The sequence below is a fragment of the Nocardioides sp. T2.26MG-1 genome (assembly GCF_950101795.1).
Lineage (GTDB): Bacteria > Actinomycetota > Actinomycetes > Propionibacteriales > Nocardioidaceae > Nocardioides.
In genome coordinates this window covers 462389-476029 of the sequence record NZ_CATNLZ010000001.1, presented here as the reverse complement: position 1 = coordinate 476029, position 13641 = coordinate 462389, and the positions used below count along the sequence as shown (strand labels likewise).

General features: G+C 72.3%; 12 protein-coding genes and 1 tRNA gene. 8 read left to right on the top strand and 5 right to left on the bottom strand.

What is annotated here, in order from left to right; all coding sequences use genetic code 11:
• Nucleotides 1–121: 121 nt before the first annotated feature.
• Nucleotides 122–197: transfer RNA gene (locus tag QQZ14_RS02355), tRNA-Thr, on the top strand.
• Between the two features lie 54 nt (nt 198–251).
• Here the strand turns inward: QQZ14_RS02355 and QQZ14_RS02350 are convergent.
• On the bottom strand, nt 252–734 hold the full coding sequence (locus tag QQZ14_RS02350) for a hypothetical protein (RefSeq protein WP_284532559.1): 483 nt from the start codon (nt 732–734) through the stop codon (nt 252–254).
• 154 nt (nt 735–888) lie between these two features.
• On the opposite strand from QQZ14_RS02350, the gene QQZ14_RS02345 reads away from it, so the two are divergent.
• Nucleotides 889–1521 carry a TetR/AcrR family transcriptional regulator gene (locus QQZ14_RS02345; protein ID WP_284532558.1) on the top strand — a complete coding sequence of 211 codons (633 nt, stop codon included), beginning with the start codon at nt 889–891 and terminating at the stop codon, nt 1519–1521.
• A gap of 267 nt (nt 1522–1788) precedes the next feature.
• Here QQZ14_RS02345 and QQZ14_RS02340 read toward each other — a convergent pair whose 3' ends face one another.
• Nucleotides 1789–2451, bottom strand: coding sequence for a TetR/AcrR family transcriptional regulator (locus QQZ14_RS02340; protein ID WP_284532557.1), 663 nt, complete (start codon nt 2449–2451; stop codon nt 1789–1791).
• Between the two features lie 112 nt (nt 2452–2563).
• Between QQZ14_RS02340 and QQZ14_RS02335 the strand changes: the two genes are divergently transcribed.
• The 3 genes from QQZ14_RS02335 to QQZ14_RS02325 all read left to right on the top strand — a co-directional run bounded on the left by QQZ14_RS02335 (nt 2564) and on the right by QQZ14_RS02325 (nt 5548).
• Nucleotides 2564–3112 (top strand): alcohol dehydrogenase catalytic domain-containing protein, encoded by a 549-nt coding sequence (locus QQZ14_RS02335; protein ID WP_284532556.1) that lies wholly within the window; start codon nt 2564–2566, stop codon nt 3110–3112.
• Nucleotides 3113–3208: 96 nt separating this feature from the next.
• Complete coding sequence (locus tag QQZ14_RS02330; protein WP_284532555.1) at nt 3209–3946, top strand: SDR family NAD(P)-dependent oxidoreductase; 738 nt, start codon at nt 3209–3211, stop codon at nt 3944–3946.
• A 675-nt stretch (nt 3947–4621) separates the two neighbouring features.
• Nucleotides 4622–5548 (top strand): DUF3068 domain-containing protein, encoded by a 927-nt coding sequence (locus QQZ14_RS02325; RefSeq protein ID WP_284532554.1) that lies wholly within the window; start codon nt 4622–4624, stop codon nt 5546–5548.
• Between the two features lie 26 nt (nt 5549–5574).
• On the opposite strand, the gene QQZ14_RS02320 is transcribed toward QQZ14_RS02325, so the two are convergent.
• Complete coding sequence (locus QQZ14_RS02320; RefSeq protein ID WP_284532553.1) at nt 5575–5928, bottom strand: hypothetical protein; 354 nt, start codon at nt 5926–5928, stop codon at nt 5575–5577.
• Nucleotides 5929–6051: 123 nt separating this feature from the next.
• Here QQZ14_RS02320 and QQZ14_RS02315 point away from each other — a divergent pair, with 123 nt between their 5' ends.
• Genes QQZ14_RS02315 through QQZ14_RS02305 form a run of 3 tightly spaced genes read left to right on the top strand, consistent with a single transcriptional unit; the run spans nt 6052 to nt 8460 of the window.
• Nucleotides 6052–6288, top strand: coding sequence for a three-helix bundle dimerization domain-containing protein (locus tag QQZ14_RS02315; RefSeq protein ID WP_284532552.1), 237 nt, complete (start codon nt 6052–6054; stop codon nt 6286–6288).
• Between the two features lie 34 nt (nt 6289–6322).
• Nucleotides 6323–7885, top strand: a complete 1563-nt coding sequence (locus QQZ14_RS02310; protein WP_284532551.1) for a CYTH and CHAD domain-containing protein — start codon at nt 6323–6325, stop codon at nt 7883–7885.
• Nucleotides 7882–8460, top strand: coding sequence for a 4'-phosphopantetheinyl transferase family protein (locus QQZ14_RS02305; protein WP_284532550.1), 579 nt, complete (start codon nt 7882–7884; stop codon nt 8458–8460). The genes QQZ14_RS02310 and QQZ14_RS02305 overlap by 4 nt, the downstream gene beginning before the upstream one ends.
• On the opposite strand, the gene QQZ14_RS02300 is transcribed toward QQZ14_RS02305, so the two are convergent.
• Together QQZ14_RS02300 and QQZ14_RS02295 are read right to left on the bottom strand one after the other, a co-directional pair.
• A complete protein-coding gene (locus tag QQZ14_RS02300; protein WP_284532549.1) occupies nt 8414–9736 on the bottom strand; it encodes a M1 family metallopeptidase in 1323 nt (440 codons plus the stop codon). The two genes, QQZ14_RS02305 and QQZ14_RS02300, sit on opposite strands and share 47 nt — an antisense overlap.
• Nucleotides 9733–13602, bottom strand: coding sequence for a Pls/PosA family non-ribosomal peptide synthetase (locus QQZ14_RS02295; RefSeq protein ID WP_284532548.1), 3870 nt, complete (start codon nt 13600–13602; stop codon nt 9733–9735). Before QQZ14_RS02295 ends, QQZ14_RS02300 begins: the two co-directional genes overlap by 4 nt.
• Nucleotides 13603–13641: the final 39 nt, after the last annotated feature.

Below are 13641 nucleotides of genomic sequence, written 5' to 3'. Positions count from 1 at the left end.
CGCTCCCTGGCCTCGTCCCGACCGTCCGGACGCCGCCCGGCGCCGTTTTCGCGCACCGGACCGGCGTCCGTATACTTCTCCGGGTTGCCCGGACGCTGGACCCCCAGAAGCCGGGCGGCGCGCCGCCTTAGCTCAGTCGGTAGAGCGTCTCACTCGTAATGAGAAGGTCGTCGGTTCGATTCCGACAGGCGGCTCCACAGCAGTGCACGAGCCCGAGTCCTCCTTGACGGTGTGGCTCGGGTTCGTGCCTTTCACGGTTCGGTTGCTGCTTGACGGTGGCTCCGGGCCCTCCTTGACACTCTCCACCTCCCTAGCGGCGCATCCTCACCGTCGTCGCCAGGGAGAAGCAGCGGGCCTCGCCTGGCATACGCCACGACAGCGGCCAGCTCGAGCGGCCCCCACAAGACGGTCGGGGCGTAGCAGAGCACCATCACGACGAGGGCCCAGCCATGCACCAGGCCCTGGTCGGGCCTGTGGCCCTGGGCCAGCCCGACCACCGAGGACACGGTGAACAGGAAAGTGACAGCGACGCCACCGAGCGCACCCAGTCCGATCGGAAGCCACCGCGGCACCTCGACTCCACGCACCCGATCGCCCCACGGACGAACCAGGCCGACAGCGAGGAAGCCCGTGGCGAGCTGGACAACGGTCAGCGCCCAGACGTAGCCGTGGTCGGCAGCATGCGCCGAACGCAGGTCAGCCGTACCCGGCATCAAGCCCTCGATCATCAACACCCGCCAGACCGCAGACGGCACCGTGCACGCGAAGGCGCCCCAGGCAGCGATCCGGGCCCACCGAGTGGGAGGCCGCCGGAGACGCACCGCCCGCGGTCGTTGTAGAATCTGCGTACTAGAACCCATGCACAAAAACTAGCGGTAGGGTGCGAACGTGGCAAGACCCGCCAAGTTCACCGCCGACGACATCCTCGACGGCGCCGCCAGGGCGATCGCCGAGCACGGGCCCGGCGCCACCATCGCCCAGGTCTCGGCAGAGATCGGGGCCCCGGTCGGATCGATCTACCACCGCTTCCCCTCGCGCGAGCATCTGCTGGCCAGCCTCTGGATCCGCGCCATCGGCCGGTTCCAAGCTGGCCTGCTCGCTACGCGGGTGATCGAGGACCCTCGTGACGCGCTACTCGCCCAGGCCGTGCACCAGCCCCGCTTCTGCCGCTCCCATCCCGACGACGCCCTCGCCATGAGCCTCTACAGCCAACGAGAGTTGGTGGCCTCGGGACCCGAAAGCCTCCGCCCGGCGGCCGCCCGGATCAACGACGACATCTGGGCGCTCGGCCGCGAGCAGACCCTGGCGCTCTACGGCACGACCGGCGGACGCACGGCCGACGTCGTAGCGCTCGCAGTACGGCAGACGCCTTACGGCATGATCCGCCCCTACGTGCGAACCCGGGACAAGATCCCGCGCTGGATCGATGAGGCGGTACTGGCTGCTGCCGCCGCGATCCTGGACCTTCCAGGACGTGCGTCCGGGAAAGCCCTGGGCGAGTGGGTGCGATCGCATGAGTAGTTCGAGCACGTGCCGTCATCCGACGAGGCAGGTGATCTCCTCGCGATCCTGAACGCCGTGGGTGAGAGTCTCGACGATTGCGGTGCGGTGTCGGTGGCCGACGACGACGGCGTCACCATGAAGGCCGAGGTCACCCTCGACGAGGAGGAGTCCGCCACCGAGGGCAGTTCTGGATGCGGCCGCCCACCGGCTGTTCTGGTGTGGCTCACTCTGGGTCTGCGGCTCGCCGGTCGCGTGATGAGGCGTGGCTCAAGGTCGACGTTCGTGTCAGGCGCTGCGGGTGTCGGTTGTGTGAGCGCCTGCGGATACTCCTGCCGGTGATGCCGCGCCGGCGACTTGGTCCCAGGCTGCCAGCGCACAGTCGATGACTGCTTCTAGCTCGTCGCGGGTCGCGCCGTCGCGGGCCTGGATCGAGAGTCCTTGCACCACGGTGGCGTAGTAGCGAGCGAGTGCATCGACGGTGTCCAGTGGCATGCTGAGGTCGCCGTCGGCGACTCCTCGGTCGAGTCGTTCCTTGATTGCGGCGTACTGCGAGCGGCGGATGTCTGCCAGGAACTCTCTGACGGCATGGTTCTCGACCGTGCCGGTGGGTGCGGCGAGGATGAGCATGCAGTAGTGCGGTGCATCGGCGCGGGTGATCTGGTCTGCCGTTGCGCGCAGCATGGCCTGGACCGCCTCGCGGGTGGTCGCGTGCTCGGTCAGGGCTCGCTTGGGTGGGCTGCCGTAGGTCGTGCCGTAGCGCTCCATGACCTGGCGAAACAGGTCCGCCTTGCTGCCGAAGGCATGGTAGATGCTGGCCGACGCGATGCCCATCGCCGTTGCAAGGTCGCTCAGCGAGGTGCCCTCGTAGCCCCGTTCCCAGAACAGCTGCGTCGCCTGCTGCAGCGCAGTCTCGGGGTCGAACGTGCGCGGCCGTCCTCGAGTAGCCATCTGGCGTGCCTCCGTCGTTTGTTTGTCGTGCGACCAAGTTTACGTTGACCCGCGGGGCACGGCCGTGGCAAGGTTTGTTTGGCAATCACTAAACAAACATGGACGGACGGTCATGAGCACTCCCTCGACGATGTGTGCCCTGCAACAGACCACTCTGAATGGACCGAAGGATCTTCGTCTGCTGACCGATGCGCCGGTGCCAAGCCCTGGTCAGGGCGAGGTTCTTATCCGGGTCACTGCTGCCGGTGTCAACTTCCTCGACATCTCGCAGTCCCGGGGTGCCTCGGCCGGTGGCCCGCAGCCGCCGTACCTGGCGGGGATCGAAGGGGCCGGCGAAGTCGTCGCCGTCGGTGACGGGGTTTCCGGCGTGGAGCCCGGTGCACACGTGATTGGCGTCGGCATCGCCGGTGGGGCGTTCGCCGAATACATGGTGTTGCCGGCGATGGGCGCGCTCCCCGTGCCGGACGGTTGGTCTGACGAGCAGGCCCTTGGCATGGTGGTGTCCTGGCCCACGGCCGTGGCCGCCCTCAAGCCCCTCGGGAAGGTCGAACCGGGGCAGTCGGTGCTGATCCACGCCGCGGCCGGCGGGACCGGCCAGGCGGCGGTGAATGGTGGCGAAGCCGCTCGGCCCAGGCCAACCCACTGTTCATGCGCTCGCTGATGGGCCGAAGGCGCTTGCGGAGCTCGAGGCGCGCGCAACCGTCGGCAAGCTCGCGCTCGTCCCCTGACTCGAACCTCACCCGCGAAGGAGCGGCAAGTGACTCAGAGCATCGCGATGGCAGACAAGACCGTGTTGGTGACGGGCGCGAACCGCGGCATCGGCAAAGCGCTCGCCGACGAGGCGCTCGCCAGGGGGGCCGCACGGGTCTATGCGGGCACCCGTCAGCCCCTGACGGATCCCGATCCGCGGCTGACGCCGCTGATCGTCGATGTCACCGACCCTGTCCAGGTCGAGGCAGCCGCGCGCGAGGTTGAGGCGCTGGACATCCTGATCAACAACGCCGGCGTCATGCTGCCCGACAACCCGTTCGAGCCCGCCGTGTTTGAGCGGCACCTGGCCGTGAACCTGTACGGGGCCAACGCGATGACCCAGGCCCTCCTGCCGGCGCTGATCGGCTCGCGAGGGGCGGTCGTGAACCTACTTTCGTGTGTCGCGCTCGCCCCGCTGCCGATGTTCACCTCGTACTCGGCCTCCAAGGCCGCGGCGTTCTCGCTGACCAAGACGCTGCGTGCGGCTCAGGCGGCCCATGGCGTCAAGTTCCACGCCGTGCTCGCCGGCCCCATCGACACCGACATGACCCGCGAGCTCGACATTCCGAAGACCTCCCCCGAGGACGCCGCGCGGGCGATCCTCGACGCGGTCGAGCAGGGTGTCGAGGACATATTCCCCGATCCCGCGACCGCGTTCCTGACCGACGCCTGGGCCGCTGGCCCCGACAAGATCCTCGAGAACCAGTTCGCACAGCTCGTACCAACATCGGCCGCCACGAGGTAGGCAGGGCCCAGCGTGAGGCAGTCGCGTGTCGAGCTGTACGCCGCGATCCGGCGGGGTGCCCGCTCGGGGATGTCGAGCCGTGCGCTGCAACGCGAGCATGGCGTCGGCCTGGCCGTAGGAGCGGAAGCCACCCCCGAAGCGGAGCTCTCGGCTGGACCCGTAGCGAGAAGTGATCGACGACTGGCTGCGGTCGGACCCGGACGCGCCCAGCAAGCAGCGGCACACCTCGAAAACGAGTCTTCGACCGGCTCCTGGACGAGCACCACCCCACGGCCTTGTCGTACTGGATGGTGCGCGAGCACGTCGCCACCCGCCGCCACGAGATCCGAATCGAGGCCGGCCGGGAACCCGCAGCCACGTTCATTTCACAGGCGCACCTACCCGGCCGGCAAGCCGAGGTGAGCGTCGGCGATGTCGCCGTCAGGCTGCGCGGTGAGCTTGTCACCAGCGCGGCCCCTGATCTGCAGCGATGCGGTCGGGGGCTTGTTGCTCGTCGGCGGGTCGACGCGGCGGGCCGATGCCGCCACCTCTGACAATCGAGCCGCTACGCGCGTAGTGTGATCTGCGTCTCCTGGCCAACGGGCTGCCGCAGGGTCTAGTACGGTTCGGGCTGGTCGAATCCGCTCGACCCCCCGGGCGGGTCGTGCCTGGATGTCGTGTCGTCGAGGAGTCGCCATGCGCAAGGTGCTGCCTGTTCTGCTCGTCACCGTGGGTTCGTTCCTGGTGGTAGTGGCCATCGTCGCCCTGACCTGGGTGCCCGGCCAGGTCGAGCGCACGCCCCTCGACACCGACAACACGACCCATCTGTCCGGCACCGCAGGCGTGTTCTCCGGCGGGGACACCCTCGACGAGGGCCCGGTGCTGGCCTGGAGCGGCAACGCGGTCGACTCCAAGGCGTCCGACGACGACAACGTCGTGTTCAACACCTCCCTGTGCCTGGTGCACGACGAGGGCGGGATCGACAGCTGCGTCGACGACACCGACCCCGAGGGGCGGCTGATCAGCGCCGAGACCTCGCAGTTCGTCGCGGACCGGCACACCGCGATGACGGTCGACAACGGCGACTACCTGCCGGCGGACGCCCCGCAGCTCGAGGGCCTGCAGAACAAGTGGCCGTTCAACGCCGAGAAGAAGACCTACCCCGTCTGGGACGACATCGTCGGCGCGGCCGTCGACGCCGACTACCTGGGCGAGGAGAAGATCGACGGCCTGAAGGTCTACAAGTACGAGTACAACACCACCGCCGACGGGGTCCTCCTGGTCGGCGACATCACCGGCACCTACACCGCGACCTACACGTTCTACATCGAGCCGCGGACCGGATCGATCATCAACCAGGTCGTCCACCAGGAGCGGGTCGCCGACAACGACACCCCCCTCCTCGACCTCGACCTCGCCTTCACCGACGACCAGGTGAAGAAGAACGTCGACGACGCCAACGAGGCCCTCTCCACGCTCCGGCTGCTCGAGGACATCGTCCCCGTCGTCGGCCTCGCCGTCGGCATCCCGCTGATCCTGATCGGCCTGGCGCTGCTGTTCATCGCACGCCGCAACCGCACCGGCACCCGTGCGGCCGCGCCGAGGGAGTCGGTCGGCGCCTGACCCGCCGAGGAGACGGAGCCCGGGGATCAGCCCAGCGCGCTGCCGGCTGCCTGCTCTCGCCAGTCGCGGCGCACCCGGACCTCGTGCTCGATGAGCTCGACCACAGCCGACGCATCGGCGGTGTCCCCCCGGAAGACCTTCACGGCGTAGGGATCGTCGCGGTGCTTCTCGACGACCGCGGCGTCGGCGACCAGGACGCGGACGATCGCGCGGCCCTTGCGGGAGGTCTGCAGCACCGCGCCGGTGACGTCGTCCCAGCCGATCTCAGAGGTGCGGTCGACGTGCCGACGCGCTGCGTCCGAGGCCGTACGAGTGATCCGGACACCGTCGATCGATACGTCGAGCCGGGCGTGACGTCCCGACACGTGAGTGGCTGACACCCGAAAATTGGACCACACGAAGGTGAACGGAGATCCACAGAACCGGGGGGTGGTCGTCCCGGGACCCAGGTCCCAGGTCGGAGGACCCTTGTCCGGCGGACGCCGCCCGTGTGGGCTGGCGTCATGAGGACAGCAGACGGACCGACGGCCGAGGCGCGGGCCCTCGAGCAGGTCTCCGAGCGCCTGCGCTCCGACTTCGGGCTCACCGCGGACGAGGTCGACGCCGCGATCGCCGAGGCCCTGGCTGCGTACGCCGGTCGACCGGTGCGAGACTTCGTCCCCATCCTGGTCGAACGCCAGGTCCGCGAGCGCCTGGGCCGGCGACAGACGTCGCCGGCCGGGCGACACCAGTCCTCCTGAGAGGGAGCGACCGGCACCGAGAGCGAGGTCGCCGATGCCGGCACAGCAGCCGACGGAGCCGACGTACGAGATCGAGGACAAGTACGACGTGGCGCCCGAGTGCGGCGAGGTGCCCGACCTGTCCGTGCTGCCGGGGGTGGCCCGGGTGGCACCGGCCGAGGAGCTCGACCAGACCGCGACCTACGTGGACACCGAGGACCTGGCGCTGCTCACCGCGCGCGTGACGCTGCGCCGCCGGGTCGGTGGCGTGGACGACGGCTGGCACCTCAAGCTGCCCGCCGGGACCGGCCGGCGCGAGGAGGTGCACGCGCCGATCGTCGACCCGTCCGCCACCGACGAGCCCGTGCCGGATGAGCTGGTGCGCCGGGTGCGGGCGATCGTCCGCGACCGCCCGCTGGTGCCGGTGGCGGTGGTGCGCACCCGGCGGCAGGTGCACCGACTCCTCGACGGCGACGAGCAGGTGCTCGCCGAGCTGTGCGACGACCGGGTGGAGGCGGGCACGGCGGGCGGCGCGGCGACGGCCGAGCAGTGGCGCGAGTGGGAGCTCGAGCTCGTCGGCGGCCCGGCCGAGCTGCTCGGTGCGGCCGAGCCGGTGCTGCTCGGTGCCGGTGCCGAGCGGTCGGCCGGCTCCTCCAAGCTCGCGCGGGTCCTCGCCGAGTCCCTGCCGCCGGGGCCGTCGTGGCGGTCGGCAGAGCCCGTCGGCAGGAAGTCGTCGACCGGCGAGGTGCTCGTCGCCTACCTCGCCGAGCAGTTCGAGCGCCTGCAGGCCGAGGACCGGCGACTGCGCGCCGGCGACCAGGAGGGCGTGCACCAGCTGCGGATCGCGGCCCGCCGGCTGCGCTCCGCGCTCGCGTCGTACGACGACGTGCTGGACGCGGCGGTGACGCGAGGGGTCCGCGACGAGCTCCGGTGGCTGGGCGAGGTGCTCGCGCCGGCGCGCGACGCCCAGGTGGTCCGGGAGCGGCTGCTCGAGCTGGTCGCCGGCCAGCCGGCCTTCCTGGTGCTCGGACCGGTGGCGCGGCGGGTCGACGACGAGCTGCGGGCCGCGTTCCGGTCCGCCCGGTCCGCCGCCGACGCGGAGCTCGATGGTGATCGGTACTTCCGGCTCCTCGACCGGGTGGAGGGTCTCCTCGACCAGCCGCCGCTCCTCGACGACGCGGCCCAGCCGGCGCGCCGGCTGCTGCCGGCGCTGCTGCGCGCCGACCTACGGCGGGTGCGCCGACGGCACCGCGCCTACCTCGCCACGGGCGATCCGGAGCCGGCCGGGCGGGCGCTGCACGAGGTGCGCAAGGCCGCCAAGCGGCTGCGCTACTCGGCCGAGACCGCCGTACCCGTGTTCGGTGAGCGCGCCGCCATGCTCTCGACGCGGGCCAAGGCGGTGCAGCAGGTGCTCGGCGAGCACCAGGACACCGTCGTCGCCCGGCAGGTGCTGCGCGAGCTCGGCGCCCGCACGCACCTCGGTGACGAGAACGGCTTCACCTTCGGCCGCCTGCACGCGCTGGAGGAGGAGCGCGCCCGGGCGCTGGCCGAGCAGTACCTCGCCGCGTACGCCGACCTGCCCGCCCCGTCGGACCTGCGGGCCTGGCTGCGGCGATGACCTCGACGCCGGCAGCGGGGCCGAGCGTCCGGGTCGTCTGGGCGCTCGGCGGCGACCGGACGCTCGCGGACCGGCTGCTCGCCGACGTGCTGGCCGGCCTGCCGGGGTCCGGCGCGGTCGACGGTCACGAGGTGCGGCGGCTGTGCCCGTGGTGCGGCGCCGCCGACCACGGGCGTCCCGTGCTCGCGGGCCGCTCGGAGCCGCACCTGAGCATCAGCCGGGCCGGCCCGCTGACGGTGGTGGCGGTCTGCGACACCGCGCCGGTCGGCGTCGACGTCGAGCGGGCCGACGCCGCCGGCGCGGAGTCGACGGTGACCTGGGTGCGCACCGAGGCGCTGCTCAAGGCCACGGGACACGGGCTGCGGGTGGACCCCGCCACGGTGCGGCTCAGCCGGCCGGACCAGGAGCCGGAGCTGCTCGCGTGGCCCGAGCCGGCCGTGCCGGCCGTGCGGCTGTACGACGTCGAGACGGCGCCCGGCTTCGTGACCGCGGCCGCGGTGCTGGCCACCGACCCGGCGGAGCTCGTGGTCAGCCCGGCAGGTCCGGGAGCGGCTCGCGCCACAGCCACGCCGTGAACAGCTCGGCGAGCGCCGGACCGGCCGTCTCGCCGGCGATCTCGGCAGCGAGCTCGGTGAACTGCGCCGTGGTCACCGAGCCGTGCCGGTGCCGGCGTACCCACTCCTGGAGCAGCGTGAAGAACGTCTCGTCGCCGACCTGCGCGCGCAGCGCGTGCAGGGTGAGCGCGCCGCGCTTGTAGACCCGGTCGTCGAACATGTCGGTCGCGCCCGGGTCGCCGAGCAGGAGGTCCTGGGGCAGCCTGCTCAGTCGCTGCCAGTGCTCCTCGGCGCGCTCCTGGGCACTCAGGCCGCCCGACTCCTCCGACCAGAGCCACTCGGCGTAGCAGGCGAAGCCCTCGTGCAGCCAGATGTCGCGCCAGGACGAGGCGGTCACGGCGTTGCCGAACCACTGGTGGGCGAGCTCGTGAGCGACCAGCCGCACCGAGTCCCAGTCGTCGGTGAGGAAGTTGGACCCGAAGATCGAGAGGGTCTGCGCCTCAAGCGGGATCTCCAACGGGTCGTCGGTGATCACCACGGTGTAGCCGGCGAACGGGTAGGGCCCGAAGCGGCGGACGAAGAACTCCATCATCTCGACCTGCCGGCCGAACCCAGCGTCGTACTCGTGCAGCCGGCCGGCCGGGAGCACCGCGGTCATCGGGACCACGGCCCCGGGGAGCTGGCGGGCGACGTAGTGGCCGATCTGGACGGTCGCGAGGTACGTCGCCATCGGCTCGGGCTGCTCGTAGACCCAGGTGGTCGCGCCGGCGCCCTGGTGCCGCTGGGTCAGGGAGCCGTTGGCGACCACGTGGTAGGCCGAGGCGGTCGTCACCTCGATGCGGTACGACGCCTTGTCGTCGGGGCGGTCGTTGCACGGGAACCAGGTCGGTGCGCCGTTGGTCTGCCCGGCGACGAGGACGCCGTCGGTCAGCTCCTCCCAGCCCATCCCGTCGTCGCCGTCGGCGATCGGGCGCGGGCGGCCCTCGTAGCGCACGGCGACCCGGAAGGCCGTGCCGGCCGCGATCGTACGGCGGAGCCGGACCACCAGGCGCCCCTGCTTGTGGGTGTAGCGGGCGACCGCCGCGACGTCGACGCGCACCTTGGCCACGTCGAGGCCGTGCAGGTCGAGGGCGAGCTCGTCGAGGTCGACCAGGGCCACGGCCTCGAGCTCGGCGTGCCCGTCGAGCCGGTTGCCGTCGACCCGGTAGTCCAGCCGCAGGTCGTAGTGCCGCACCGAGTAGCGCGGGTCGCCGGAGCCCGGGAAGTAGTCGTCCGACGCGGGGACGGACACCTTCACGAAGCGGACTCCGGGACCGGTTGCTCGTCGGCCCAGGGGCCGATCGGGTTGCCGATCCAGCGGGTCTTCGCCGGCACCGACTCGCCCCTCATCACCAACGACACAGGGCCGACCGTAGCGTGCGACCCCAGGACGGCCGCCGGGAGGATCACGCTGTGCGGGCCGAGCGTTGCACCCGCACGCAGGGTCACGGTGTCCATGCTGAGCACGCGGTCGTGGAACAGGTGGGTCTGCACGACGCAGCCCTCGTTGACGGTGGCGCCGTCGTCGAGCCGGATCAGGTCGGCCTCGGGCAGCCAGTAGGTCTCGCACCAGACCCCGCGGCCAACGCGGCACCCGAGCGAGCGCAGCCACAGGTTCAGCACCGGAGTGCCGGTGGCCGCCCGCGCGAACCACGGCGCCGCGACGTACTCCACGAACGTGTCGGCCAGCTCGTTGCGCCAGACGAACGAGCTCCACAGCGGGTGGTCGCCGGGCCGCAGCCGTCCGACCGCGATCCACTTCGCCGCCGTCGTCACCCCCGCCGCCACCGCACCACCGGTCATCAGCACGAGCCCCGAGAGCACCGCGGCGATCCACCAGCCCGCCTCGTCCGCGAGGAGGAGCAGCAACGCGACGGCCCCGACCACGATCGTGAAGTGGACGAGCACCGGGACCACCCGGAGCAGCTCGACCGCCGCGCGCGCCACCCGGAGCCGGGTGGCGGGCCGGTAGGTGCGGCTCTGGTCGGACTCGGCGGCGTCCCGGCGCAGCCGGGTCGGGGGGCTGCCCAGCCAGGCGGTGCCCGCCTTCGCCTTGGTACGACGGGGCGCGGCCGACAGCACCGCCACGAGGCCCAGCTTGGGCACCTTGCGCCCGGGCGCGGTCATGCCGGAGTTGCCGACGAACGCGTGCTTGCCGACCTTCACCCGCCCGATGCGCAGCCAGCCACCGCCGAGCTCGTAGCCGCCGAGCAGGGTGTCGTCGGCGAGGAAGGCGCCGTCGCCGACCGAGGTCAGCTTGGGGATCAGCAGGACCGTGGAGGCCTCGGTGTCCTTGCCGACGCGGGCGCCGAGGGCTCGAAGCCAGGTGGGGGTGAGGCAGCTGGAGTAGAGCGGGAACAGCCAGGTGCGCGACTCGTCCAGCACCCGCAGGATCGACCATGCCTGCCAGGCGCGCAGCCCGTGCACGGGGTAGTGCCCCTCGTCGAGGCCGAGGGACAGCAGGCGCACCAGCGCCCAGACCGAGACCAGCAGGCAGGCCGCGGCCAGCAGCACCAGCAGGGGCAGTCGCACGAGCGCCGCCCCCGCCGCGTCGCCCAGCGAGGTGGTGTCGCGCAGCCCGGGGGGGGTGGCCGCGGTGCCGACGAGGAGCGCCAGGAGCGGCAGGACCGAGATCAGCCCGGCGATCGCGGCGTACCCCAGGATCCAGACGGGGCGGTTGGGCGGGGCGTCCTCCCACGGGCCACGAGCGGGACCGGCGTACGTCGCGGGCGCACCCGACCACGCCTCGGCGTCCGGCACCGCGCCGAAGACGGCCGACCCCGGGGCCACCTCGGCGCGCTCCCCGACCCGGGCGCCGGGCGCGAGCATGCTGCGGGCCCCGATCCGGGCGCCGGCACCCACCTCGATCGCGCCGAGGTGCAGCACATCGCCGTCGAGCCAGTGGCCGCGCAGGTCGACCTCCGGCTCGATCGAGGAGGCGGTGCCGAGCCGGAGCATCCCGGTGACGGGCGGGATGGAGTGGAGGTCGACGTGCTGGCCGACGCTGGCGCCGAGTGCCCGGGCGTAGGTGCGCAGCCACGCCGCGCCGGCCAGGTTGGCCGCGCCCATCTCGTCGGCGAGCCGTTCGGCGAGCCACAGCCGGAGGTGCACCCGGCCGCCGCGGGGGTACTCGCCGGGCGCGATGCCGCGCAGCAGCAGGCGGGCGCCGAGGACCGTCAGCGCCATCCGCCCGGGTGGGGTCACCAGCAGCAGCCAGCCGAGCACGACCCACCACCACGAGGTCGTGGGCAGCCACGCGAGGTCGAGGCCGCGCGACGCCACGTTGGTGCCGGCGGCCGTCCACGTCAGCCACCGCAGCCCGGTCACCGTGCGCAGCGCGACGTTCGCCAGCACCTGCCCGGCCTGGGTCTTGCCCGGCACCGGCCGGACCGGGCGGTTCGCGGTCGATGTCGGCGCCGTCGACATCGCGTCGAGGGCGGCGGCGAGGCCGTCGAGGGTGGGGTGCTCGTAGACGTCGGCCACGGTCGTGTCGGGGAACCGGCTGCGCAGCCGGCCGACGAGCTGGGCCGCGGTGAGGCTGCCGCCGCCGAGGTCGAAGAAGTCGTCGGTGCTGCGGCCGGCCTCGGCGCCGAGGATCTCGCCCCACAGCTCCTGCAGCCAGGCGGCGGTGCCCTCGAGCACCCGCCCCGCCGGGGCCGCGGCCTCTCTGCCGGGCACGGGCCACGGCAGCGCGTCGCGGTCGATCTTCCCCGAGGTCTTCGTCGGCAGGTCGTCGACCCGCGCGAGCCGGGGGACCAGCGCCGCCGGCATCGTGCGGCGCAGCTGCTCCATCGCCCGCACGGGGTCGAAGGCCTCGGTGACGGCCACGTAGCCGACCAGCAGCCGGTTGCCGGCGCTCGTCGTACGTACGGCGGTCGCCGCACCGGTCACGCCCGGCAGGGCGAGGAGCGTGTTGTCGATCTCGCCGAGCTCGATGCGCCGGCCACCGATCTTGACCTGGTCGTCGGCCCGGCCCACGAAGACCAGGCCCTCGTCCTCGTGCCGCACGAGGTCGCCGCTGCGGTAGGCGCGCTCCCAGTCGAGGCTCGGCATCGGCGCGAACTTCTCGGCGTCCTTCTCGGGGTCCAGGTAGCGGGCCAGCCCGATGCCGCCGATGATCAGCTCGCCCGTCCCACCCGGCGCGACGGGTGCGCCGTGCTGGTCGACGACGGCGAGGTCCCAGCCGTCCAGCGGCAGGCCGATCCGCACCGGCGACCCGCCGGTGAGCCGGGCACCGCACGAGACCACCGTCGCCTCGGTGGGTCCGTAGGTGTTCCAGACCTCCCGCTCGGGCGTCGCGAACCGGGTGCCGATCTCCGGCGGGCAGGCCTCACCGCCCAGGATGAGCAGCCGGACCTCGGTGAGCGCCTCGACCGGCCAGAGCAGCACGAGGGTCGGCACCGTGGACACCACCGTGATGTCGTTGGCGACCAGCCAGGGCCCGAGGTCCATGCCGGACCGCACCAGCGACCGCGGTGCCGGCACCAGGCACGCCCCGTGCCGCCAGGCCAGCCAGATCTCCTCGCAGGAGGCGTCGAACGCCACCGACAGCCCGGCCATCACCCGGTCGCCGGGTCCGATCGGGCGCTCCTGCAGGAACAGCCGGGCCTCGGCGTCGACGAGGGCGGCCGCGGAGCGGTGGGTCGCCGCGACGCCCTTGGGGGTCCCGGTCGACCCGGAGGTGAAGATCACCCAGGCGTCGTCGTCCGGCGTGGGGCCGTCGTGCTCGATCGGGGGTCTCGGGGCCCCGTGGGTGGCGATCGTGACCGCCTCCCCGATGACGGCTGCGACGCCGGCCTCGCCGAACACCGTGCGCGCCCGCTCGTCGGGGTCGTCGGCGTCGACCGGCACGTACGCCGCGCCCGCGACCAGGATGCCGAGGATCGCGACGTACAGCTCGACGGTGCCCGAGCTGAGGCGTACCCCGACCCGGTCGTCGGGGCCGATCCCCAGCTGGTGCAGGGCGGCGGCCACGGCCTCGGCCGCGTCGCCGAGCTCGGTGTAGGTGAGGACCTCGGCGCCGTTGTCGAGGGCCGGCGCGTCGGGGTGCGCCTCCTGGGTGTCGCGGAACACGTCGACCAGGGTGCGCGGTGGCGTCGCGCGGTCGGATCGGAGCAGCGTCACCGGCAGGTGACCCGTCGGGGGGTCGGTGCTCGATTCGGT

What these genes read in the sequence shown, in the direction of transcription:
- QQZ14_RS02340 (WP_284532557.1), bottom strand. Translation starts at nt 2,451, where the DNA reads ATGGCTACTCGAGGACGGCCGCGCACGTTCGACCCCGAGACTGCGCTG.
- QQZ14_RS02335 (WP_284532556.1), top strand. Translation starts at nt 2,564, where the DNA reads ATGAGCACTCCCTCGACGATGTGTGCCCTGCAACAGACCACTCTGAAT.
- QQZ14_RS02325 (WP_284532554.1), top strand. Translation starts at nt 4,622, where the DNA reads ATGCGCAAGGTGCTGCCTGTTCTGCTCGTCACCGTGGGTTCGTTCCTG.
- QQZ14_RS02315 (WP_284532552.1), top strand. Translation starts at nt 6,052, where the DNA reads ATGAGGACAGCAGACGGACCGACGGCCGAGGCGCGGGCCCTCGAGCAG.
- QQZ14_RS02310 (WP_284532551.1), top strand. Translation starts at nt 6,323, where the DNA reads ATGCCGGCACAGCAGCCGACGGAGCCGACGTACGAGATCGAGGACAAG.
- QQZ14_RS02305 (WP_284532550.1), top strand. Translation starts at nt 7,882, where the DNA reads ATGACCTCGACGCCGGCAGCGGGGCCGAGCGTCCGGGTCGTCTGGGCG.